The 20,805-nt window shown below is 73.3% G+C and carries 22 protein-coding genes and 3 tRNA genes; 21 read left to right on the top strand and 4 right to left on the bottom strand.

Annotation, left to right across the window (positions count from 1 at the left end; all coding sequences use genetic code 11):
- Positions 1-55 precede the first annotated feature (55 nt).
- The 12 genes from ndhC (at position 56) to AB0O40_RS16355 (ending at position 11,341) form a co-directional block, all read left to right on the top strand.
- Positions 56-463: an NADH-quinone oxidoreductase subunit A gene (gene ndhC, locus AB0O40_RS16410; protein WP_365041139.1), complete on the top strand. Its 408-nt coding sequence runs from the start codon at positions 56-58 to the stop codon at positions 461-463.
- Complete coding sequence (locus AB0O40_RS16405; RefSeq protein WP_365041136.1) at positions 454-1,095, top strand: NADH-quinone oxidoreductase subunit B family protein; 642 nt, start codon at positions 454-456, stop codon at positions 1,093-1,095. Before ndhC ends, AB0O40_RS16405 begins: the two co-directional genes overlap by 10 nt.
- Entirely contained in the window at positions 1,092-2,291 is a 1,200-nt protein-coding gene (locus tag AB0O40_RS16400) for an NADH-quinone oxidoreductase subunit C (RefSeq protein WP_365041133.1), read from the top strand. Before AB0O40_RS16405 ends, AB0O40_RS16400 begins: the two co-directional genes overlap by 4 nt.
- Entirely contained in the window at positions 2,288-3,250 is a 963-nt protein-coding gene (locus AB0O40_RS16395) for a complex I subunit 1 family protein (RefSeq protein WP_365041130.1), read from the top strand. The genes AB0O40_RS16400 and AB0O40_RS16395 overlap by 4 nt, the downstream gene beginning before the upstream one ends.
- Positions 3,251-3,901: an NADH-quinone oxidoreductase subunit I gene (locus AB0O40_RS16390; protein ID WP_365041128.1), complete on the top strand. Its 651-nt coding sequence runs from the start codon at positions 3,251-3,253 to the stop codon at positions 3,899-3,901. It begins immediately after the preceding gene.
- Entirely contained in the window at positions 3,898-4,473 is a 576-nt protein-coding gene (locus tag AB0O40_RS16385) for an NADH-quinone oxidoreductase subunit J (RefSeq protein WP_365041125.1), read from the top strand. The genes AB0O40_RS16390 and AB0O40_RS16385 overlap by 4 nt, the downstream gene beginning before the upstream one ends.
- Complete coding sequence (gene nuoK, locus AB0O40_RS16380) at positions 4,473-4,835, top strand: NADH-quinone oxidoreductase subunit NuoK (protein ID WP_365041122.1); 363 nt, start codon at positions 4,473-4,475, stop codon at positions 4,833-4,835. The genes AB0O40_RS16385 and nuoK overlap by 1 nt, the downstream gene beginning before the upstream one ends.
- Positions 4,832-6,718: an NADH-quinone oxidoreductase subunit L gene (locus AB0O40_RS16375; protein WP_365041119.1), complete on the top strand. Its 1,887-nt coding sequence runs from the start codon at positions 4,832-4,834 to the stop codon at positions 6,716-6,718. The genes nuoK and AB0O40_RS16375 overlap by 4 nt, the downstream gene beginning before the upstream one ends.
- A gap of 38 nt (positions 6,719-6,756) precedes the next feature.
- Complete coding sequence (locus AB0O40_RS16370; RefSeq protein WP_365041241.1) at positions 6,757-8,319, top strand: NADH-quinone oxidoreductase subunit M; 1,563 nt, start codon at positions 6,757-6,759, stop codon at positions 8,317-8,319.
- Positions 8,316-9,905: an NADH-quinone oxidoreductase subunit N gene (locus AB0O40_RS16365; protein ID WP_365041116.1), complete on the top strand. Its 1,590-nt coding sequence runs from the start codon at positions 8,316-8,318 to the stop codon at positions 9,903-9,905. Before AB0O40_RS16370 ends, AB0O40_RS16365 begins: the two co-directional genes overlap by 4 nt.
- A gap of 183 nt (positions 9,906-10,088) precedes the next feature.
- Positions 10,089-10,952: a zinc metalloprotease HtpX gene (htpX, locus tag AB0O40_RS16360; RefSeq protein WP_365041113.1), complete on the top strand. Its 864-nt coding sequence runs from the start codon at positions 10,089-10,091 to the stop codon at positions 10,950-10,952.
- The gene (locus AB0O40_RS16355; RefSeq protein WP_365041111.1) at positions 10,949-11,341 is read left to right on the top strand and encodes a YccF domain-containing protein; all 393 of its coding nucleotides are present in this window, start codon (positions 10,949-10,951) and stop codon (positions 11,339-11,341) included. The genes htpX and AB0O40_RS16355 overlap by 4 nt, the downstream gene beginning before the upstream one ends.
- Positions 11,342-11,625: 284 nt before the next feature.
- Here the strand turns inward: AB0O40_RS16355 and AB0O40_RS16350 are convergent, their stop codons facing one another.
- Positions 11,626-13,089, bottom strand: coding sequence for a SulP family inorganic anion transporter (locus AB0O40_RS16350; protein ID WP_365041108.1), 1,464 nt, complete (start codon positions 13,087-13,089; stop codon positions 11,626-11,628).
- Positions 13,090-13,305: 216 nt separating this feature from the next.
- Positions 13,306-13,794, bottom strand: a complete 489-nt coding sequence (locus AB0O40_RS16345) for a YajQ family cyclic di-GMP-binding protein (RefSeq protein ID WP_030653550.1) — start codon at positions 13,792-13,794, stop codon at positions 13,306-13,308.
- A gap of 201 nt (positions 13,795-13,995) precedes the next feature.
- Between AB0O40_RS16345 and AB0O40_RS16340 the strand changes: the two genes are divergently transcribed.
- Both AB0O40_RS16340 and AB0O40_RS16335 read left to right on the top strand, forming a co-directional pair.
- Positions 13,996-14,077, top strand: a tRNA-Tyr gene (locus AB0O40_RS16340).
- Between the two features lie 88 nt (positions 14,078-14,165).
- Entirely contained in the window at positions 14,166-14,609 is a 444-nt protein-coding gene (locus AB0O40_RS16335) for a DUF3574 domain-containing protein (protein WP_365041105.1), read from the top strand.
- Between the two features lie 28 nt (positions 14,610-14,637).
- On the opposite strand, the gene AB0O40_RS16330 is transcribed toward AB0O40_RS16335, so the two are convergent.
- On the bottom strand, positions 14,638-15,294 hold the full coding sequence (locus tag AB0O40_RS16330) for an NAD(P)H-binding protein (RefSeq protein ID WP_365041102.1): 657 nt from the start codon (positions 15,292-15,294) through the stop codon (positions 14,638-14,640).
- A gap of 33 nt (positions 15,295-15,327) precedes the next feature.
- Positions 15,328-16,608 (bottom strand): amidohydrolase family protein, encoded by a 1,281-nt coding sequence (locus tag AB0O40_RS16325; RefSeq protein ID WP_365041099.1) that lies wholly within the window; start codon positions 16,606-16,608, stop codon positions 15,328-15,330.
- Between the two features lie 268 nt (positions 16,609-16,876).
- Here AB0O40_RS16325 and AB0O40_RS16320 point away from each other — a divergent pair.
- From AB0O40_RS16320 to AB0O40_RS16290, 7 genes are all read left to right on the top strand, one after another.
- Positions 16,877-16,949: transfer RNA gene (locus AB0O40_RS16320), tRNA-Thr, on the top strand.
- A gap of 48 nt (positions 16,950-16,997) precedes the next feature.
- A tRNA-Met gene (locus tag AB0O40_RS16315) sits at positions 16,998-17,070 on the top strand.
- Between the two features lie 88 nt (positions 17,071-17,158).
- Positions 17,159-17,323 carry a 50S ribosomal protein L33 gene (rpmG, locus tag AB0O40_RS16310; RefSeq protein WP_007265873.1) on the top strand — a complete coding sequence of 55 codons (165 nt, stop codon included), beginning with the start codon at positions 17,159-17,161 and terminating at the stop codon, positions 17,321-17,323.
- A 102-nt stretch (positions 17,324-17,425) separates the two neighbouring features.
- Complete coding sequence (locus AB0O40_RS16305; protein ID WP_365041096.1) at positions 17,426-17,878, top strand: MaoC family dehydratase N-terminal domain-containing protein; 453 nt, start codon at positions 17,426-17,428, stop codon at positions 17,876-17,878.
- A 1-nt stretch (position 17,879) separates the two neighbouring features.
- A complete protein-coding gene (locus tag AB0O40_RS16300) occupies positions 17,880-18,308 on the top strand; it encodes a MaoC family dehydratase (protein WP_365041093.1) in 429 nt (142 codons plus the stop codon).
- A 130-nt stretch (positions 18,309-18,438) separates the two neighbouring features.
- Entirely contained in the window at positions 18,439-19,008 is a 570-nt protein-coding gene (locus tag AB0O40_RS16295) for a TetR/AcrR family transcriptional regulator (protein ID WP_365041091.1), read from the top strand.
- Between the two features lie 79 nt (positions 19,009-19,087).
- A complete protein-coding gene (locus AB0O40_RS16290; RefSeq protein ID WP_365041088.1) occupies positions 19,088-20,590 on the top strand; it encodes an MFS transporter in 1,503 nt (500 codons plus the stop codon).
- Positions 20,591-20,805: the final 215 nt, after the last annotated feature.

The raw sequence follows: 20,805 nt of genomic DNA, 5'->3' as shown, positions 1-20,805 counted from the left end.
CTAGACTCCCGTGCGTAACAAGACGTCGACAGTGGCCGAAGAACGAGGAGCGGACGTGCCAGAACGGACGGTAACGGCCGTGACCGTAACCGCGACCGACTATTTCGAGAGCTATTCGGTCGTCGGGCTCCTCGCGTTGGTCGGCGTGCTCTTCGTCGCCGTCGCCTTCGGGGCCGGCAAGCTCCTGCGCCCGGTCGTGCCCACGCGCGAGAAGATGCTGACGTACGAGTGCGGCGTGGACCCGGTCGGCGACGGCTGGGCGCACACCCAGGTCCGCTACTACGTCTACGCGTTCCTGTACGTCATCTTCGCCGTCGACTCCATCTTCCTCTTCCCGTGGGCGACCGTCTTCGCCGCCGCGGGCTACGGGGCCACGACCCTGGTGGAGATGTTCATCTTCCTCGGCTTCCTGGCCGTCGGACTGCTCTACGCATACAAGAAGGGCGTCCTCGAATGGACGTGACCAGCCAGGTCCCCGCAGGGGGCGCGGCCGAGCCGCACCTGCTCCCCGAGCCCAGGAGGCTGGGCGCGCTCGCCCGGCTGGCCCCGGAGCCGATGAAGGTGGTCCTGAACTGGGGCCGCCGCTACAGCCTCTGGGTCTTCAACTTCGGACTGGCCTGCTGCGCGATCGAGTTCATCGCCGCGTCCATGGCCCGGCACGACTTCATCCGGCTCGGCGTGATCCCGTTCGCGCCCGGCCCGCGCCAGGCCGACCTGATGATCGTCTCGGGCACGGTGACGGACAAGATGGCCCCGGCCGTCAAGCGCCTCTACGAGCAGATGCCGGAGCCGAAGTACGTCATCTCCTTCGGCGCCTGCTCGAACTGCGGCGGGCCCTACTGGGACTCGTACTCCGTCACTAAGGGTGTCGACCAGATCATCCCCGTCGACGTCTACGTGCCCGGCTGCCCGCCCCGGCCCGAGGCGCTCCTCCAGGGCATCCTCAAGCTGCAGGAGAAGATCGCCCGGGAGTCGCTCGAAGAGCGCTATGCGTCCGCCCGGCCCTCCGTGGCGGCCCTCACCAGCGGCCTGGTGACCCCGCCGCCGACGCCTTCCGCGGCCGAGGGCGACGCGTCCGAGGGGGAGCAGCGGTGACCGGCCACCCCTACGACGAGCTGCCCGAGGGCGTCACCGCGATCTTCGGCGAGGAAGCCACCGCCGAGGCCGCGTACGACCTGCTGACCGTCGACGTGCCGGTCGGCTCGTGGATCCCGGCGCTCGAGATCGCCCGCGACAAGCTGGGCTGCACCTACTTCGACTGGCTGAGCGCCGTGGACGAGCCGGGCACCGGCTTCCGGGTGGCAGCCCACGTGGTGGCCCTGGAGGGCGGCCGGGTCCGGCGGCTGCTGCTGCGGACCACCGTCCCGCACACCGCACCCTCGCTGCCCTCGGCCATCGCCGTGTACGCCGGGGCCTCCTGGCACGAGCGCGAGACCCACGAGATGTTCGGCGTGGTCTTCACCGACCACCCGCACCTGGTCCCGCTGCTGCTCCCGGAGAACTTCGAAGGGCACCCGCTGCGCAAGGACTTCGTGCTCGCGGCCCGGGTCGCCAAGGCCTGGCCGGGCGCCAAGGAGCCGGGCGAGGGCGCCGACCACGGCGGCCCGAAGCGGCGCCAGATGCTGCCGCCGGGCGTGCCGGACCCGAACGACTGGGGCCCCCTCAAGGGCCAGTTGCCGCCGGCTCCGGCCCGGCCGGCCCGTACCCCGCGCGCCGCGGGCGACGCGCCCGCCCGGCGGGCCCGCCCCGCCGCGGCCGGCACCGGCGAGGCCGGCGAGGCGCCGGTGCGTCCGGTGCGCCGGGCCCGCTCGGTCACCGAGGGCTCGGCCAGCCAGGCCGCGGCCCCGGCGGAGCCGACGGAGGCCGGCGAGGCGCCGGTCCGCCCGGTGCGCCGGGCCCGCTCGGCCGCCCAGGGCTCGGCCAGCCAGGCCGCCGCACCCGCGGAGGCCCCGGCCGCGCCCGCGCCGGACGCCGCGGAGGCGGCCCCGGCCGTCCGCCCCTCGGACGCCCCCTGGCACAACGCCCGCCCGGCGTTCGACGATGCCCCGGCACCGAAGACCCCCGAGCCCGCGGCCGGCCCGGAGCCCGCGGCCCCGACGACCGGGGCGCCGACCCCGGAGCCGGCGGCCGAGCCCGAGGCCCCGAAGCCCGAGCCCTCGAAGCCCGAGCCCGAGCCCTCGAAGCCCGAGCCCGAGCGCTCGAAGCCCGAGCCCGAGACCTCGAAGCCCGAGGCCCCGAAGCCCGCGGCCGGGCCCACCACCGAACCGGACACCAACGGAGGCGACGCGTGAACGACGTCCTCGACGTCGCGCTGCGACTGATCGTCGTCTTCGTGGCGTTCCTCGTGCTGCCGCTGGTCGTCGGCCAGACCGAGCACAAGGTCATGGCCCACATGCAGGGCCGGCTCGGCCCCATGTACGCCGGCGGCTTCCACGGCTGGGCCCAGCTGGTCGCCGACGGCGTGAAGTTCGCGCAGAAGGAGGACGTGGTGCCGGCCGACGCCGACCGCCGCATCTTCCAGATGGCGCCCGCCGTCGCCCTGCTCCCCTACCTGCTCGTGCTGGTCGCGATCCCGGTCGGCCCCCGCGAGGGCGCCGTCGGCCAGGTCATCGACGCGGGCCTCTTCTTCGTGCTCGCCGTCATGGGCGTCGGAGTCCTCGGCAGCCTGATGGCCGGCTGGGCCTCCGCCAACAAGTTCTCCCTCCTCGGCGGCCTGCGCACCGCGGCCCAGCTGCTCGCCTACGAGCTGCCGATGCTGCTGGCCGCGGCCTCGGTGGCGATGGCGGCCGGGACGGTCTCCCTCCCCGGCATCGTGGACGCCTTCGAGTGGTGGTGGCTGCCCTGGCAGATCGTCGGCGCGCTGGTGTTCTTCACCGCCGGCCTCGCCGAACTCCAGCGGCCGCCCTTCGACATGCCGGTGGCCGACTCCGAGATCATCTTCGGCGCCTACACCGAGTACACCGGCCTGCGGTTCGCGCTGTTCCTGCTGGCCGAGTACGCCGGCATCGTCGTGCTCTGCGCCCTGACCACCGTGCTGTTCCTCGGCGGCTGGCACGGACCCTTCGGGACCGACGGCTGGGCCTGGACCCTCCTGAAGACCGCGATCCTCGCCTTCGGCGTGATCTGGCTCCGCGTCACCTACCCGCGGCTGCGCGAGGACCAGCTCCAGAAGCTCGCCTGGACCGTACTCATCCCGCTCGCGCTCGCCCAGATCGCGCTCACCGGCATCGTGAAGGTGGCGATCCAGTAAATGCCTCCCATCCCCGGCTCCGGCCTCGCCAAGGGCCTCGCCGTCACGCTGCGCACGATGACCAAGCGCGCCCACACCGCCCAGTACCCCGACGTGCAGCCCGAACTGCCGCCGCGCACCCGCGGCGTCATCGGCCTGTTCGAGGAGAACTGCACCGTGTGCATGCTCTGCGCGCGCGAGTGCCCCGACTGGTGCATCTACATCGACTCCCACAAGGAGACGCTGCCGGCCGCCGCCCCCGGCGGGCGCGAGCGCAGCCGGAACGTCCTCGACCGGTTCGCCATCGACTTCTCCCTCTGCATGTACTGCGGCATCTGCATCGAGGTGTGTCCCTTCGACGCCCTCTTCTGGTCGCCGGAGTTCGAGTACGCGGAGACGGACATCCTCGAGCTGACCCACGAGCGCGACAAGCTGCGCGAGTGGATGTGGACCGTGCCGGCGCCGCCCGCGCTGGACCCGGCCGCCGAGGAGCCCAAGGAGCTCGCCGCCGCCCGCAAGGCCGTCGAGAAGGCCGAGGCCGCCGAGGCCGCGGCCGCCGCCGCTGCCGCCGAGGCCGCGCAGGCCGAAGCGGCACCGGCCGACGCCCCGGCGGCGGAAGCCGCACCCGACGGGACCCCCCAGCCGCCCACGACCCCGGAGACAGACGCGTGAGCCTCGCCGCCACCCTGGCCGCCGGGAGCCACCCCGGCTTCCTCTCGCCCTCCGGCGTGGAGATCGCCTTCCTGCTCGTCGGCATCGCCACCTTCGGCGCGGCCCTCGTCACCGTCACCACCAAGCAGCTCGTGCACGCCGCGCTCTGGCTGGTCGTGGCGCTCGGCGGGATCGCCGTCGAGTACCTGCTGCTGACGGCGGAGTTCATCGCCTGGGTCCAGGTGCTGATCTACGTCGGTTCCGTGGTGGTCCTCCTCCTCTTCGGCCTGATGCTCACCAAGGCCCCCATCGGCCGCTCCCCGGACGCCGACTCCGGCAACCGCTGGGCGGCCCTGGCCGTCGCCCTCGCCGCCGCGGCCGCCCTGGTGTGGGTGGTCGTGGACGCCTTCCGCACCACCTGGATCGACCTCGACGGACCCGTCCAGGGCTCGACGAAGGTCTCCGGCGAAATCCTCTTCCGCCACTGGGTGCTGCCCTTCGAGGCGCTCTCCGTGCTTCTGCTGGCCGCCCTGGTCGGCGCCATCGTGCTGTCCCGCAAGGACGCCCCGACCGACGGCAAGGAGCAGCGCTGATGCACCTCGTCTACCCCGCCGTGCTCGCGGCGCTGCTCTTCTGCACGGGCCTGTACGGCGTGCTGGCCCGCCGCAACGCCATCCTGGTGCTGATGTCCGTCGAGCTGATGCTCAACGCCGTCAACCTCAACCTGGTCGCCTTCGACGTCTGGCTGCGCGACACCCTGCACGGCGGCCAGGCGCTCACCCTCTTCACCATCGCCGTGGCCGCCGCCGAGATCGGCATCGGCATGGCGATCGTGCTGATGGTCTACCGCAACCGCGGCACCGCGGACGTCGACAGGCTGCGCGACAACGCCGAGGCGTCCGAGCCCGCCCCGACCACCGCCCCGGCGGACCGCGTGACCGGAGCCGCCGCGTGACCACCACGACCCTCGCCGTCCTCGTCCCCGCCCTGCCCTTCCTGGGCGCGGTGGCCGGACTGCTCCTCGGCCGCAAGGCCCCCGGCTACGTCCGCCCGCTCGCCGTGCTGCCCTCCCTCGCCGCCGCGGTGCTCGCGGTCGTCGTGGCCGTCCGGCAGGGCGGCGGCAAGCCGATCGACGCCGCCACCGAGCTCACCCCGACCGGCTCCGTACCGATCGAGCTGGCCCTGCACATCGACGGCTTCGCCGTCCTGGTCGCCGTCCTCGTCGGGGTCGTCGCCACCTGCGTGCAGCTCTACTCCACGGCGTACCTGCGCGAGGACCCGCGCTACCCGTCCTACGCCGCCCTGGTGTCCCTGTTCACCTCCGCCATGCTGCTCGTCGTCTACTCCGGCGACCTGATGGTGCTGCTGGTGGGCTGGGAGATCATGGGCATCTGCTCGTACTTCCTGGTCGGCCACTACTGGGAGACCGAAGCGGCCCGCTCCGCCTCGCTCAAGGCCTTCCTCGTCACCAAGCTCGGCGACGTCCCCTTCCTCTTCGGCCTGTTCGCCCTCGCGGCCGACGCCGGCTCCTTCCGGATCACCCGCATCCTGGGTGCCGTCGCCGCCGGCGAGCTCGACCACCCCACGCTGATCGCCCTGCTGCTGCTGGCCGGCGTCGCGGGCAAGTCGGCGCAGTTCCCGCTGCACACCTGGCTCCCGGACGCCATGGCGGGCCCCACCCCGGTCTCGGCCCTGATCCACGCCGCGACCATGGTCGCCGCCGGTGTCTACTTCATCGCCCGCCTCCTGCCGGTCTTCACGGCCTCCGCGGCCGCGCTGGTGGTGCTGGCGGTGATGGCCGCCGTCACGATGGTCGGCTCCGGCCTCGCGGCCCTCGCCCAGGACGACCTCAAGCGGGTCCTGGCCTACTCCACCATCGGCCAGCTCGGCTACATGACCGGCGCCCTGGCCGTCGGCGACCGCGGCGCGGCCGTCTTCCACCTCCTGTCCCACGGCGCCTTCAAGGCGCTCCTCTTCCTCGGCGCCGGCGTGATCATCCACGCCGCCGGCACCAACTCGCTCTCCGCGATGTCCCGGATGAGCGGCCTGGCCAAGCGCATCCCGGACGCCTTCTGGACGATGACGGTCGCGCTCCTCGCGCTGGCCGCCCTGCCGCCCTTCGCCGGCTTCTTCTCCAAGGAAGCCGTCCTGGTCGCCGCCGAGCACGCCGCCGTCGGCGACTCCGACCTGGCCCCCTCCGCCGCCGGCTGGACCGTGCTGGCCGCCGGGGTGCTGACCGCCCTGCTCACCGCCGCCTACGCCACCCGGCTGTGGCTGCTGGCCTTCCGGGGCCGGGGCGAGGAAGCCCCCGACCACGGCAAGGACCCGGTCGCCATGACGGGCGTGCTGTGGCTGCTGGCCGTCCCGACCATCGGCTTCGGCGTGGCCGCCTGGGCGCTGCCCGACTGGTTCGACGGGCACCACCTGACGCCCACGGTGGTCACCGCCGTCCTCGGCACCGGCGCCGCCGTCATCGGCGCGGCCCTCAGCTACGCCCTGTGGCAGCGGCCCGCCGCCGACGGCGCCGCCACCGACCCCGGCCGCGCCCTGCTCGGCCCGCTGCACCGGCACGCGGCCGTCGGCTTCCACCTCGACGCCGTCTACGCCGCGCTGTTCGTCCGTCCCGTCCTCGCCGCGGCCGGCCTGGTGCGCTTCCTCGACCGCGAGGTCGTGGACGTGTACGTGCGCAGCGCCGGAGCCGGCCCCCGCCTGCTGGGCACGCTGGTGCGCCGCGCCCAGACCGGCAACGTCCAGACCTATCTGAGCGCCCTGCTCGCCGGGTCCGTGGTCCTCGCGGTCGCCGTCGCCGTCCTCGCCAACGTCAACGCCGGATCGTGAGCAGTGAGTCAGCCGTGATTGATATCAGCGCATCCGTGATGCAGTTCCTTCTGGCGTTCATCCTGGGCGTGCCGCTGCTCGGTGCGGTGGCCGCCCTGCTCCCGGCCCCGCCCGGGCTGAAGGGCAGCAGCCCCGAACAGGCGGTGCTGCGCCACGGCGTGACCGTCACGGGCGTGGTCCTGGCCGCCGCCGTGGTCCTCACCCTCGGCTTCGACCACGACAACCCCTCGACGATGCAGGCCACCACCGACATCAGCTGGATCCAGGCGCTGAACGTCCGGATCCACCTCGGCATCGACGGCATCTCGCTCCCCCTCCTCCTGATGACCGCGCTGCTCTTCTTCCTCTGCGCGCTCTACTCGTACTTCAAGCTCCCCGCGGGCCCCTCCGCCAGGGCGTTCGTCGCCCTGCTGCTGGTACTCGAGGCCGGCACCCTCGCGACCTTCGCCGTCCTCGACCTGCTGCTGTTCTTCCTGGCCTTCGAGATGGTGCTCATCCCGATGTACTTCCTCATCGCCCGCTGGGGCGGTGACCAGCGGCAGGCCGCCGCCTGGAAGTTCATCCTCTACACGCTGCTCGGCTCCGTGGTCATGCTGCTCGGCCTGCTGCTCATCGGGCTCGACGCGGGCACGTTCGACATGGTGGCACTGGCCACCGACAACGGCAGCGGACTGACCCACACCACCCAGCTGCTGGCCGTCCTCGCCATCGGCATCGGCCTCGCCGTGAAGACCCCGATGTGGCCGCTGCACACCTGGCTGCCCGAGGCGCACACCGCCGCCCCCACCGTCGGCTCGGTCCTGCTGGCCGGCGTGATGCTGAAGATGGGCACCTACGGCTTCGTCCGGATCCTGCTCCCGGTGGCGCCCGACGGCATGCGGACCTTCGCGCCGTACCTCGCCGCCTTCGCCGTGGTCGGCATCGTCTACGGATCCCTGGCCTGCCTGGCGCTCGCGAAGAAGGGCGCCAAGGGCGACCTCAAGCGCCTGATCGCCTACTCCTCCGTCGGCCACATGGGCTTCGTCCTGCTGGGCATCGCGACCATGACCCCCACCGGCGTCAACGGCGCGCTCTTCGCCAACGTCGCGCACGGCCTGATCACCGGCCTCCTCTTCTTCCTCGTCGGCGCGCTGAAGGACCGCTACGGCACCAGCGACCTCGACACCCTCGCCGGTGCCACCGGCGCCGCCCTCTACGGCCGCGCCCCCCGCCTCGGCGCCCTGCTCGCCTTCGCCGCGGTGGCCTCGCTCGGCCTGCCCGGGCTCGCCGGCTTCTGGGGCGAGATGCTGGCCCTGTTCGGCGCCTTCGACCCGGCCGAGGGGCTCAGCCGCCCCGCGTTCCTCACCTTCATGGCGATCGGCGGCCTGGGCACCCTGCTGACCGCCGGCTACCTCCTGGTCGTCGTACGGCGGGTGTGCATGGGCGACCCGCAGGCCCGGCCCGAGGGCCACCCGGCGGTGCTGGCCGACGTCCGCTCGTACGAGTTCGCCGCCTGGACCCCGCTGGTCGCCCTCACCGTCCTCGCCGGGCTCTGGCCCGCCGTCCTCCTCGGCCTGACCGATCCGGCCGTCCAGAAGCTCCTCGCAGGAGGCAACGCATGACGGCCCTCGCCGCCGGCACCGTCCCCACCGTGACGACCGCCGCCCCGAGCCTGGTCCAGAGCGTCGACTGGGCCGCCATCGCCCCGCCGCTGATCACCGCCGCCGTCGGCCTGCTGGTGCTGGTCGCCGACCTGTTCACGCCCGAGCGGCGCAAGCCGCTGCTGGGCTGGCTCTCGGTCGCCGGCCTGGCCGGCGCGGCGCTGTCGCTGCTGCCCCTGCGCGCCGGCGACCGGGCCACCTTCTGCCTGGTCGACCGGCCGGAGGCGTGCAGCTACACCGCCGACCACTTCACCCTCGTCATCCAGTTCCTGGTCCTGGCCGGCGCGCTGCTCACCGCGCTCCTGTCGCTGACGGCCGTCGAGGAGACCCGGCTGCCGGCCGGCGAGTTCTGGTTCCTGCTGCTGTCCTCCGCGGCCGGCGCGGCCCTGCTGCCCGCCGCCCGGGACCTCGCGACGCTGATCGTCGCCCTCGAAGTCGCCTCGCTGCCCGCCTTCGCCCTGGTGGGCCTGCGCCGCGGCGACCGGATGTCCTCCGAGGCCGCGCTCAAGTTCTTCCTGTCCTCGGTGACCGCGACCGCCGTCTCCCTGCTGGGCGTCAGCTTCGTCTACGCCACCACCGGCACCCTGCACCTCACCGAGATCGCCGGCCGCCTCGAGCAGGTCCCCGGGCAGCTGGACACCCTCGCCATGGCGGGCGTGGCGCTCACCCTGGTCGGCTTCGCGTTCAAGACGGCCGCGGTGCCCTTCCACTTCTGGGTCCCCGACACCTACGTCGGCGCCCCGCTGCCGATCGCCGCGTACCTGTCGGTGGTCGGCAAGGCCGTCGGCTTCACCGGCCTGATCCTCGTCACGGTGATCGCCTTCCCGTCGTACTCCGACGTCTGGGGCCCCGCGCTGGCCGTGCTGGCCGCGCTCACCATGACCCTCGGCAACGCCGCCGCCCTGCGCCAGTCCCCGGACCGCCCGCACGGCGCCGTCCGGCTGCTCGCCTGGTCCTCCGTCGGCCAGGCCGGCTACCTGCTGGTGCCGATCGCGGCCGCCGCCTACACCGACCGCGACGAGGTCGGCACCACCGTCGCGTACGCGCTGATGTACGCCGCGGTGAACCTGGGCGCCTTCGCGGTGGCCGCGCTGGTCGGCCGCACCACCGCCGCCCACCGGCTCGGCGACTACCGGGGCCTGTACCGGCGCCGGCCGCTGGCCGCGCTGGCGCTGGCCTTCTTCCTGCTCTGCCTGGCCGGCCTGCCGCCGGGCATCGTGGGCCTGTTCGCCAAGGTCGCCGTCTTCCGCTCGGCGGTGGACGCCGGGCTGGGCTGGCTGGCCGTGGTCATGGCCGTGAACGTGGTCGTCGCCCTCTACTACTACCTCCAGTGGACGGCGCTGCTGTTCCGCGCGCCGGAGCCCGCCACGGCGGCGGAGGCCGACGCGGACCCCGAGCCCGCCGCCACGCAGGCGGCCACCGGCCCGCGGGCCCGGGTGCCCGCCCCCGTCACCGCGGCCGTCGCCCTCGCCGCGGTGCTGGCGGTCGCGATCTCCGGCGCCCCGCAGCTGGTGCTGCACTTCGCCGCCACCGGCCTCTTCCAGTAGCGGGACGGCCGGGGGCCCGCCCCCGGCCTCACCCGTACGGAGTAGCGCCGCCGCCCCCGCCCCCCGGCAGCGGCCGGGAACCCGTCGTGCTCGCCTGGCGTTGACCAGGAAGGGAAGGTCCACTGGACCGTAGCCCCACGGACCCACGACGGGGCCCCTGCCGCACCATTTGGAGGGCGTACCGTGCACCGCCGGCACAACGGGCTGAAGACCGCCGTACTCCTCGGCGGGCTGTCCGCACTCATCATCGTCATCGGTGGCTTCTTCGGCCGGACCGGCCTGATCGTCGCCGTCCTCGTCGCGCTCGGCACCAACGCCTACGCGTACTGGAACAGCGACAAGCTCGCCCTGCGCGCCATGCGCGCCCGCCCGGTGAGCGAGTTCGAGGCACCGGAGCTCTACCGCATGGTCCGGGAGCTCTCGACCTCCGCCCGCCAGCCGATGCCCCGCCTCTACATCTCGCCCACCGAGGCGCCGAACGCCTTCGCGACCGGCCGCAACCCGCGCAACGCCGCGGTCTGCTGCACCGAGGGCATCCTGCGCATCCTCGACGAGCGCGAGCTGCGCGGGGTCATCGGCCACGAGCTGAGCCACGTCTACAACCGCGACATCCTGATCTCCTCGGTCGCCGGCGCACTGGCGTCCGTGATCATGTTCCTGGTGAACTTCGCCTGGCTGATCCCGATCGGCCGGTCCAACGACGACGACGGCCCGGGCATCTTCGGCATGCTGCTGATCATGCTGCTCGGCCCGCTGGCCGCCTCCGTGATCCAGCTGGCCATCAGCCGCTCCCGGGAGTACGAGGCCGACGCCTCCGGCGCCCAGCTGACCGGGGACCCGCTGGCCCTCGCCAGCGCCCTGCGCAAGCTCGACGCGGGCACCAAGCAGCTGCCGCTGCCGCCCGAGCCGCGCCTGGAGACCGCGAGCCACATGATGATCGCGAACCCCTTCCGGCCGGGGGCGGGCCTGTCGAAGATGTTCTCCACCCACCCGCCCATGGCCGAGCGGATCGCCCGGCTCGAACAGATGGCAGGACGCCACCAGTGAAGACGATCCTGAATGTCATATGGCTGGTCCTGAGCGGCTTCTGGCTGTTCCTGGGCTACTGCCTCGCGGGCCTCATCCTCTGCATCACGATCATCGGCATCCCGTTCGGCATCGCGGCCTTCCGCATCGCCCTGTACGCCCTCTGGCCCTTCGGCTACACGACCGTGGAGCGGCGGGACGCGGGTGCCCCGTCCTGCGTCGGGAACGTCCTGTGGCTCGTCCTGGCGGGCTGGTGGCTCGCCCTGGGGCACATCGTCACCGGCATCGCGCTGTGCATCACGATCATCGGGATCCCGTTCGGCATCGCCAACTTCAAGATGATCCCCATCTCCCTGCTCCCGCTGGGCCGCGAGATCGTCCCGACGGACGCCCCCTTCGCCTCCCGCTGAGCCGCCGCACGGCGCCGGCCCGCGCGGTCGACCGCGCGGGTCAGGGTGCCCGTCGGGGCCGTCGTCAGTGGGGTGCCCCACCATGAACGCACGACCGGGGCCGGGCAGTTGCTGGAGCAAGTCGCCGCCCGCGCGGCGTACCCGCGGACGCCGGCCGGACCGGTGGAGCGGCGCCCCGTCACGCCCGGCCGGGCCGGCCGCGGCCGGCTCCTCTACACCTGAACGGCGAGTCCACGCCCGGGCGTTCGCGATCGCGCAGCCGACGCCCGCCCGCAGGGGACCGGCTAGCCGGCCGAGGGGCCGCCGGCCCGGCGCTCGCGCTGCCGCTGCCAGGTGTCGAGCGCCGTCAGACAGGCGTGGTCCAGATGGCGCAGCCCGCTCAGGTCCAGCCGTACCGGCCGGTCCGCGGGCAGCGGCTCCAGCGCGTCCAGCAGCTTCGGCAGCCGCAGGAAGGTCACGTTGCCCGCCACCCGCACCCGCAGCACCTCCCCGCCCGGACCCTCGGGCACCGCCTCCACGTGCACGTGCGAGGCCTCCCAGGCGGCCTTGGCCACCGCCAGCCCCAGCCCCACCAGCACCCCCTCGAAGAGGTTGGTGACCACGATCGCCCCCGCCGTCGCCACCAGCACCACCGCCTCCCCGCGGTGCTCGCGCCACAGCACCCGCACCGCCCGCCCCGGCAGCAGCTTCCACCCGGCGTACAGCAGCACCCCGGCCAGCGAGGCCAGCGGCACCACCGCCAGCGCGCCCGGCACCAGCACGGCGAAGACCAGCAGCCAGAGCCCGTGCAGCACCCGCGAGGCCCGGGTGCGCGCCCCCGCCTCCACGTTCGCCGCGCTGCGCACGATCACCGCCGTCATCGGCAGCGCCCCCAGCAGCCCGCAGACGGTGTTCCCGACGCCCTGGGCCATCAGCTCCCGGTCGTAGTCGGTCCGGGGCCCCTCGTGCAGCCGGTCCACCGCCGCCGCGCTGAACAGCGTCTCGGCCGAGGCGATCAGGGCCAGCGCCAGCACCGTCGCGGCCGCCCCCGGCGACCACAGCACCCCCAGTCCGGCCGCCCCGGGCAGCGACACCGCGGCCGCCACCCCGGTCACCTCCACCCGCGCCACCGGCAGGTCCAGCAGCGCCGCCGCCCCGGTCGCCAGCGCCACCCCGGCGAGCGCCCCGGGCACCGCCCGGACCGCGGCCGGCGCCCGCCGCCACAGCACCATCACCGCCACGGTCGCGGCCCCCAGGGCCACCGCGGTCAGCTCGGCCCGGCCGGCCAGCCGGACCAGCCCGGCCAGCTTCGCCACCGTGCCGCCCGGCGCCGGCGCGTCGGCCAGCGCGTACAGCTGGCCCGCGATCAGCACCAGCCCGATGCCCGCCAGCATCCCCTGCACCACGGCCACCGAGATCGCCCGGAACCACCGGCCCAGCCGCAGCGCCCCCATGCCCAGCTGCACCAGCCCGGCCGCGCACACCAGCACCCCCAGCGCCGCCGTGCCGTACGTCCGCACCGCCTCGAAGACCAGCACCGTCAGCCCCGCCGCCGGCCCGCTGACCTGGAGCGAGCTGCCCCGGAACCAGCCGGTGACCAGCCCGCCGACCACCCCGGTGATCAGCCCGAGCTCGGCCGGCACCCCGGAGGCGACGGCCACCCCCACGCACAGCGGCAGGGCCACCAGCGCCACCACGACGGACGCGCCCAGATCGTCCCGCAGCGTCACGGGCACGGATGGGACCCAAGAAGATCCGGGCCACGGCATGGCAAAGCCCCCTGTCCACGAAGTGATCGACGTCACCCAGCGTGGTGGGCGCACGCACCCACCCCCAAGTGACCACAGGGGGCCCGTCACGGAGCACACGCCGCACGCGCGCGGCGCACGGCCGCCCCGCGCCGAGGGCGTACCCGGGGCGCGGCGCGGCCGAAGGGGAGGGGCCGCCGGAGCCGGCGGCGGGCGGTCCGCGGACCGCCGCGGGGTCTAGCGGTAGTTCACGAACTGGATCGCGAAGTCCAGGTCCTTGCCCTTGAGCAGGGCCTGCACGGCCTGGAGGTCGTCACGGCTCTTGGAGCTGACGCGCAGCTCCTCGCCCTGGACCTGCGCCTTGACGCCCTTGGGGCCCTCGTCGCGGATGATCTTGGCGACCTTCTTGGCGTTCTCCTGGGAGATGCCCTCCTCGATGGTGGCGAAGATCTTGTACTCCTTGCCGGACAGCTGCGGCTCGCCGGCGTCGAGCGCCTTGAGGGAGATGCCGCGCTTGACCAGCTTGGTCTCGAAGACGTCGAGGACGGCCTTGACCCGCTCCTCGGAGTTCGCCTCCATCAGGATCTTCTCGCCGGACCAGGCGATGGTGGCGCCGGTGCCCTTGAAGTCGTAGCGCTGCGAGAGCTCCTTGGCGGCCTGGTTGAGGGCGTTGTCGACCTCCTGCCGCTCGACCTTCGAGACGATGTCGAAACTGGAGTCGGCCATGTCCTGTGGCTCCTTGAAATCGCTGGGGGATGTTCGGACGGACGCCGGCCGGGACACGCCCGGCCGGCTCCGCAAAGCCTAGCCACCAGCCCGGTCCGGAGCGCTGATCAACCGGGTGGCGAAGCACCCCCGGGCATCGGGTATTGTTTACGTCGTTGCCAGGGATCACCGCCGAAAAGCGGCTCCGGGGCGACATCCCATGGCGGTGTGCCCGAGTGGCCAATGGGAACGGACTGTAAATCCGTCGGCTCTGCCTACCCAGGTTCGAATCCTGGCGCCGCCACACGAGTGAGGCCCCCGTCCACTGCGGAAACGCAGCGGACGGGGGCCTTCTCGCATCCCCCGGGCCACTCCCTCGTTGACCTCGCATGATGCGATTCACACAGGCCAGGGCGCTGGCCCTCGGCGGGGCGCTGGCCACGGCACTGGTGGCGGGCGGACCGGCCGCGTACGGAGCACTGCAGGGCGAGGCCCCCGGGCACGGCACGTCCTACGTCGAGACCCGGCTCTTCTTCGGCACCGAGCGCGCCGACGGCGCCCCGGCCGTCACCGACGCGCAGTTCATGTCCTTCCTCGACCGCCGGGTCACCCCCGCCTTCCCCGAGGGCCTGACCCTCCAGCAGGGCCGCGGCCAGTGGCGCAACGCCCACGGCGTGGTCGAGCACGAGCGCTCCTACGAACTCCTGCTGCTCTACCCGGCCGCCGAGGCCGACCGCCGGGACGTGCGCGTCGAGCAGATCAGGGACGCGTACGCGAAGGAGTTCGCGCAGGAGTCCGTGGGGCGCGCCGACGCCCGTGCCCGGGTGGACTTCTGACCCGGACTCATCCGGCGCGACGGGGAACTCAGTTGCCGGCCACCGCCTTGACCGCCACACCGGCGGGGGTGGTGCCGGCGATCAGTTCCAGCGTCAGGCCGGCCGTGGCCGGGGTCTCGACCAGCTCGGCCAGCACGGCCGCCACGTCGTCGCGGGAGACCGGGCCCCGGCCGGTGCGGGCCTCCAGCCGCACCAGCCCGGTGCCCGCGTCGTCGGTGAGCTGCCCGGGCCGCAGGATCGTCCACTCCAGGCCCAGCCGGGTCTTCACGTACTCGTCGGCCGCGCCCTTGGCCCGCAGGTAGGCGTCGAAGACCTCGTCGCCCCGGTGGCCGGCGTCCGCGCCCATCGACGAGACCACCACGAAGCGCCGCACCCGGGCGCGTTCGGCCGCGTCGGCGAACAGCACCGCCGCGCCCCGGTCCACGGTGTCCTTGCGCCCGCTGCCGCTGCCCGGGCCCGCCCCGGCCGCGAACACCGCGGCGTCCGCGCCCTGGAGGACCGCCGCGACCCGCTCCACGGTCGCCGACTCCAGGTCGCACAGGACCGGTTCGGCCCCGGCCTCCCGGAGGGCCGCACCCTGCTCCCGGTCGCGGATGATGCCCGCGACCTCGTAGCCGCGCGCGGCGAGCAGGCGCTCCAGCCGCAGCGCGATCTGACCATGTCCACCAGCGATGACGATGCGCATGTCCCGACCGTACGTCGGCCCGCGCGGACGCGCTCAGGGACCGGGCTCCATCCGGCCCTGCCGGGGCAGGTCCAGGGCCACCGCCACGGCCGAGTCGCAGTACTCCCGGACGGCGCTGGTACGGGCCACCACCCGGCCGCGGTGGATGACGATCCGGCTGTAGGCCAGGGAGAGCACGCCCGCGATCCGGTCCCCGCGCACCGCCAGGAGCTCGGCCGGGAAGCCGGCCTCGACCCGGACCTCCGGCAGGCCCATGGCGCTCCGGGCGGCCGCGCCGACCGTGTCGTAGGCCTCGGCGGGGCGCAGCCCGCACTGGGAGGCCAGCAGGTAGGCCGCCTCCATCGGGTCGCCGCGGCCGACCGGGTTGGCGGCGTCCCGCAGGGCGCCGCTGCCGGCCGCCACCCGGACCCCCGCCGCCCGCAGCAGCCGGACCGGACCCGGCCGGGGCCCCCGGCGTTCCAGCGCGGCGCAGTCGCCCTGCGGCAGGCAGACCACGGTCACCCCGGCCGCCGCGAGCCGGTCGGCGGCCCGGGTGGCGACGTCCAGCGGGAGCCGCGACAGCCCCCCGCAGGGCCCGACGGACACCCCGGGGCGCAGGCCCCCGGCCATCGACGCGAGCCGGGCCAGCCGGGCCGGGTCGTCACCGTCCGTGTGCAGGTCCACCGGGCAGCCGTGCTCGGCGGCCAGCTCCAGGACCGCCTGCACGTACCCGGTGGGGTCGGGGTCCAGGTCGGGGCAGCCGCCGATGACGGAGGCGCCCATCTTGACCGCGTCGCGCAGCATCGCCAGCCCGTCCGCGCCCGCCACCCCGGTCAGCAGCCGGGGCACCGCCACCGCGGTCAGGTCGGTGAGCCCGCGCAGCGAGCGGCGGGCGCCCAGCACGGCTTCGAGGGGGCCGAGCCCGTGCACGTCCCCGATGCGCACGTGCGAGCGGACCGCGGTGGCGCCGTGGCCGAGCTGGAGCAGCGCGGCCTCGGTGGCCCGGCGCTGCACGTCCTCGGGGGCGTACGAGACCGGGCCCTCGGCGTCCGCGGTCAGAGCGGTGTCGCCGTGCGCGTGCGGCTCGGCGGGGGCCGGCAGCAGCAGGTAACCGCTGAGGTCGACCCGGGAGGAGGTGTGCGCGACCAGGCTCCCCGCGGTGCCCACCGCCTCGATCCGGCCCCCGCCGATCCGGACGTCCACCATCCGGCCGTCGGTCAGGCGGGCACCCGAGAGCAGCAGGGTGCCGGGGTCGGCGGCGGGGCCGGAGCCGCCCCCTGCGCCGCTGCCGCTGCGGGGGGAGTGGGGTGGCTGCTGCGGCTGGCTGTCGGGCATCGCGCTCCTGCGGGGGCTCGGGCGTACCTGGACCGTCGGGAGCTCGGGGGCCGCGGCCCAAGATCACGCAGCGTGGTCCGAGCCTAGGGGCCCGTACGGCGCGCTTCAGGGAGGAGCCGAATAGTCATACCGGTGTGGTGCCCCGGGGCGGAGGGGGCGTCAGAGGCCCCCGGGGAAGCGGCCGGGAGCCTTCGAAAGCGCGTCCCGGAGGCCCTGCGACAACGGATTTGGGCGATCGGCGGAAGGCCGTGTAATGTCTTCCCTGCTCGCCCCAATAGCTCAGTCGGTAGAGCGTCTCCATGGTAAGGAGAAGGTCTGCGGTTCGATTCCGCATTGGGGCTCTGGTGAGAGAGGCCCCCCACCCTCGGGTGGGGAGCTGATCACATCAAAGCGGCGTAGCTCAGTCGGTAGAGCAAGCGGCTCATAATCGCTGTGTCACCGGTTCAAGTCCGGTCGCCGCTACACACAGTAGCCGATTGTGGGGTCGGTCTCCCGATCGGCTACTCTTTTATGCGTTCATCCGTCCATCCGTCCGTCAAGGAGCACTCACGTGGCTGCCACCGACGTCCGCCCGAAGATCACGCTGGCCTGCGTGGAGTGCAAGGAGCGGAACTACATCACCAAGAAGAACCGGCGTAACAACCCGGATCGCATGGAGATGAAGAAGCACTGCCCGCGCTGCAACTCGCACACCGCGCACCGCGAGACCCGCTGACCCCAGCGAGTCCTCGCACTCAGGCTGTCATGAGGTCGTCCCCTTTCTGAGGGGGCGGCCTCGTGTCGTTTCCGCAGTTTTCTACCAGGAGGTAGTGAGCACATGGCGCTCGACCAGTCCTTCGTGGGGCGGACCTACCCGCCCACCGAGCCGTACGAGGTCGGCCGGGAGAAGATCCGGGAATTCGCGGTGGCCGTCGGTGACGACAACCCTGCGTACACGGATCCGGAAGCCGCCAAGGCGCTCGGGCACCAGGACGTGATCGCCCCGCCGACTTTTGTGTTCGCGATCACGTTCAAGGCCGCCGGGCTGGTCATCGAGGACCCGCAGCTGGGGCTGGACTACAGCCGTGTGGTGCACGGCGACCAGAAGTTCGCCTACACCCGGCCGGTGCGGGCCGGCGACCGCCTCTCGGTCACCTCCACCATCGAGGCGATCAAGTCCATGGCGGGCAACGACATCCTCGACATCCGCGGCGAGGTGCACGACCAGAGCGGCGAGCACGTGGTGACCGCGTGGACGAAGCTGGTCGCGCGCGCGGCCGAGGAGGCCTGAGATGACTGCGAAGATCGCGTACCAGGACGTCGAGGTCGGCACCGAGCTGCCCGCCCAGAGCTTCCCCGTGACCCGCGCCACCCTCGTCCAGTACGCCGGCGCCTCGGGCGACTTCAACCCGATCCACTGGAACGAGAAGTTCGCCAAGGAGGTCGGGCTGCCGGACGTGATCGCGCACGGCATGTTCACCATGGCCGAGGCGATCCGCGTGGTGACCGACTGGGCCGGTGACCCGGCGGCCGTGGTCGAGTACGGCGTGCGCTTCACCAAGCCGGTGGTGGTGCCCAACGACGGCACCGGCGCGCTGGTCGAGGTCGGTGCGAAGGTCGCGGCGCTGCTCGAGGACAACTGCGTGCGGGTGGACCTCACGGCCACCTGCGCCGGGCAGAAGGTGCTGGGCATGTCCCGCGCCGTGGTCCGGCTGGCCTGAGCCGCGGGCCCTGTGAACTGCTGGTTTCCCGGTGCGGGGGCCGGTCCCCGGGTGGGGGCCGGCCCCCGCACCGCGTTCCGGGTCCCCGGACCGGTTGACATAGTTAGTGATTGGCCACTAACTTAATCGCATGGTCAGGATGAGCGCGGAAGAGCGACGCGAGAGCGTGATCCGGGCGGCGATGCTCGAATTCGCCCGCGGCGGGTACTACGGCACCTCCACCGAGGCGATCGCCAAGCGGGTCGGGGTCTCGCAGCCCTATCTGTTCCGGCTCTTCCCCAACAAGCAGGCCATCTTCCAGGCCGCGGCCCTGCGCTGCACCGGGGAGATCACCCGGTTGTTCGGGGCGGCGACCGAGGGGCTGGAGGGCGAGGAGGCCCTGCACGCCATGGCCAACGCCTACACCCGGCTGATCTCCGAGCACCCCGAGCAGCTCCAGCTCCAGATGCAGGTGTACGTCGCGGTGTCCGCGGCCGAGGCCGCCGGGGACCACGAGTTCGGCGAGATGGTCCGGGCCGGCTGGTTGGAGCTCTGGGACACCGTCAAGGTCCCGCTGGGCGGCGACGACGGCGAGACCACCACCTTCATGGCGTACGGGATGCTCATCAACACCCTCGCCGCCATGGGCTTCCCGCCCGGTCACCGGATCTGGGAAGGTCTGTACCCCTCCGCCCGCCTCACCGGGCGGCTCGAGAAGTAGCCGCGCGGCGCCCGCAGCGCCGCGCCTTCTTCTGCCCAAGAAAGTTAGTCAGTAATTACTAACCCTACCGGGGGCGATCATGAAGCAGTCCGAGCACGCGCAACGATCCGAGCGGGACCTCCAGCCCGACCCGGGCCCCGCGGCACCCGCCAAGGGCCTCGGCCCCGCCGCCCGCTGGGCACTGATCATCACCAGCCTCGCCGGGTTCATGGCGGCCCTGGACAACCTCGTCGTCACCACCGCCCTGCCGGCGATCCGCAGCGACCTCGGCGGCAAGCTGGAAGACCTCGAATGGACGGTCAACGCCTACACGCTGACCTTCGCCGTCCTCCTCATGCTCGGCGCGGCCCTCGGTGACCGGTTCGGCCGCCGGCGGCTCTTCATCGGCGGACTCCTCGTCTTCACCGGCGCCTCCGCCGCCGCGGCCCTCTCGCCCGGCATCAATGAACTGATCGCCGCCCGGGCCGTCCAGGGCGTCGGCGCCGCCGTGATGATGCCGCTCACCCTCACCCTGCTGACCGCCGCCGTCCCGGAGGCCCGCCGCGGCATGGCCCTCGGCATCTTCGGCGCCGTCTCTGGCCTCGCGGTCGCCAGCGGCCCGCTGATCGGCGGCAGCCTCACCGAACACGTCGCCTGGCAGTGGATCTTCTGGCTCAACGTCCCGGTCGGCCTCGTCCTGCTGGTCCTCGCCCGGCTGCGGCTCGCCGAGTCCAAGGCCCCCGGCGCCCGGCTGGACGTCCCCGGCACCCTGCTGATCAGCGGCGGCCTCTTCGGCATCGTCTACGGCCTGGTCAACGCCAACGCCCACGGCTGGACCAGCGGTCCGGTGCTCACCGGCCTGATCGCCGGCCCGCTGCTCGTCGCCGGCTTCATCCACCACGGCTTCCGCGCCGAGCACCCGATGCTGCCCATGCGGCTCTTCCGCAACCGCGGCTTCTTCGGCATCAACATCGCCAGCATGCTGATGTACGTCGGGATGTTCGGCTCGATCTTCCTGCTGAGCCAGTTCCTCCAGGGCGTGTCCGGCTACTCGCCCACCGAGGCGGGGCTGCACATGCTGCCTTGGACCGCCATGCCGATGGTCGTCGCGCCGATCGCCGGCATCCTGTCCGACCGGATCGGCGGCCGCCCGGTGATCGTCGCCGGCCTCCTCTTCCAGGCGCTCGGCCTGGGCTGGTTCGCCGCGATCCTCTCGGCCGACGTCTCGTACGGGGCGCAGCTGCCGGCCCTCGTGCTGAGCGGCATCGGCATGGGCCTCTACTTCGCCCCCTCCTCGCACATCCTGATGTCCTCGGTCGCACCGGCCGAGCGGGGCATCGCCTCCGGCTCCAACGCCGCCCTGCGCGAGGTCGGCGGTGCGCTCGGCGTCTCGGTCCTGGCCTCGGTCTTCTCCGCCCAGGGTGGCTACCGCACCGCCCAGACCTTCACGGACGGCACCGTCCCCGCCCTGTGGATCGGCGTCGGTGCGGTGACGGTCGGAGCGGTGGTCGCCCTGCTGATCCCGGGCCGGGGCAAGCCGCAGCCCTCCGCCACCAGCGCCGCGCCGGCCGGTGCGGCGGCGCGGGTACCGGCGGGGCTGTGACCCGCCGCCCGCCCCGGGCGCCGGCCCTACTGGGGCCGGCGCCCGGCCGCCCGGCGGTGGCCGGGGCCTACGAGCCCCGCCGGCGATTGGGGCGGCCGTCGCGGAGCGGCGGTGCGGGGTTCGGGGCGGAGCCCCGCTGTACCCCTACCAGCCTCGCCGGCGTTTGAGGCGACCGTCGCGGCAGCGGCGGTGCGGGGGATCCGGGGGCAGCGCCC

The sequence above is a fragment of the Streptomyces sp. NPDC089919 genome (assembly GCF_040684615.1).
Taxonomy (GTDB): Bacteria; Actinomycetota; Actinomycetes; order Streptomycetales; family Streptomycetaceae; genus Streptomyces.
This window is presented reverse-complemented; position numbering and strand designations above follow the sequence as displayed.

What these genes read in the sequence shown, in the direction of transcription:
- AB0O40_RS16350 (WP_365041108.1), bottom strand. Translation starts at nt 13,089, where the DNA reads ATGCCGTGGCCCGGATCTTCTTGGGTCCCATCCGTGCCCGTGACGCTG.
- AB0O40_RS16305 (WP_365041096.1), top strand. Translation starts at nt 17,426, where the DNA reads ATGGCGCTCGACCAGTCCTTCGTGGGGCGGACCTACCCGCCCACCGAG.
- AB0O40_RS16390 (WP_365041128.1), top strand. Translation starts at nt 3,251, where the DNA reads ATGCCTCCCATCCCCGGCTCCGGCCTCGCCAAGGGCCTCGCCGTCACG.
- AB0O40_RS16405 (WP_365041136.1), top strand. Translation starts at nt 454, where the DNA reads ATGGACGTGACCAGCCAGGTCCCCGCAGGGGGCGCGGCCGAGCCGCAC.
- AB0O40_RS16295 (WP_365041091.1), top strand. Translation starts at nt 18,439, where the DNA reads ATGGTCAGGATGAGCGCGGAAGAGCGACGCGAGAGCGTGATCCGGGCG.
- AB0O40_RS16325 (WP_365041099.1), bottom strand. Translation starts at nt 16,608, where the DNA reads ATGCCCGACAGCCAGCCGCAGCAGCCACCCCACTCCCCCCGCAGCGGC.
- AB0O40_RS16330 (WP_365041102.1), bottom strand. Translation starts at nt 15,294, where the DNA reads ATGCGCATCGTCATCGCTGGTGGACATGGTCAGATCGCGCTGCGGCTG.
- AB0O40_RS16345 (WP_030653550.1), bottom strand. Translation starts at nt 13,794, where the DNA reads ATGGCCGACTCCAGTTTCGACATCGTCTCGAAGGTCGAGCGGCAGGAG.
- AB0O40_RS16335 (WP_365041105.1), top strand. Translation starts at nt 14,166, where the DNA reads ATGCGATTCACACAGGCCAGGGCGCTGGCCCTCGGCGGGGCGCTGGCC.
- AB0O40_RS16370 (WP_365041241.1), top strand. Translation starts at nt 6,757, where the DNA reads ATGCAGTTCCTTCTGGCGTTCATCCTGGGCGTGCCGCTGCTCGGTGCG.
- AB0O40_RS16365 (WP_365041116.1), top strand. Translation starts at nt 8,316, where the DNA reads ATGACGGCCCTCGCCGCCGGCACCGTCCCCACCGTGACGACCGCCGCC.
- AB0O40_RS16300 (WP_365041093.1), top strand. Translation starts at nt 17,880, where the DNA reads ATGACTGCGAAGATCGCGTACCAGGACGTCGAGGTCGGCACCGAGCTG.
- nuoK (WP_365041122.1), top strand. Translation starts at nt 4,473, where the DNA reads ATGCACCTCGTCTACCCCGCCGTGCTCGCGGCGCTGCTCTTCTGCACG.
- AB0O40_RS16290 (WP_365041088.1), top strand. Translation starts at nt 19,088, where the DNA reads ATGAAGCAGTCCGAGCACGCGCAACGATCCGAGCGGGACCTCCAGCCC.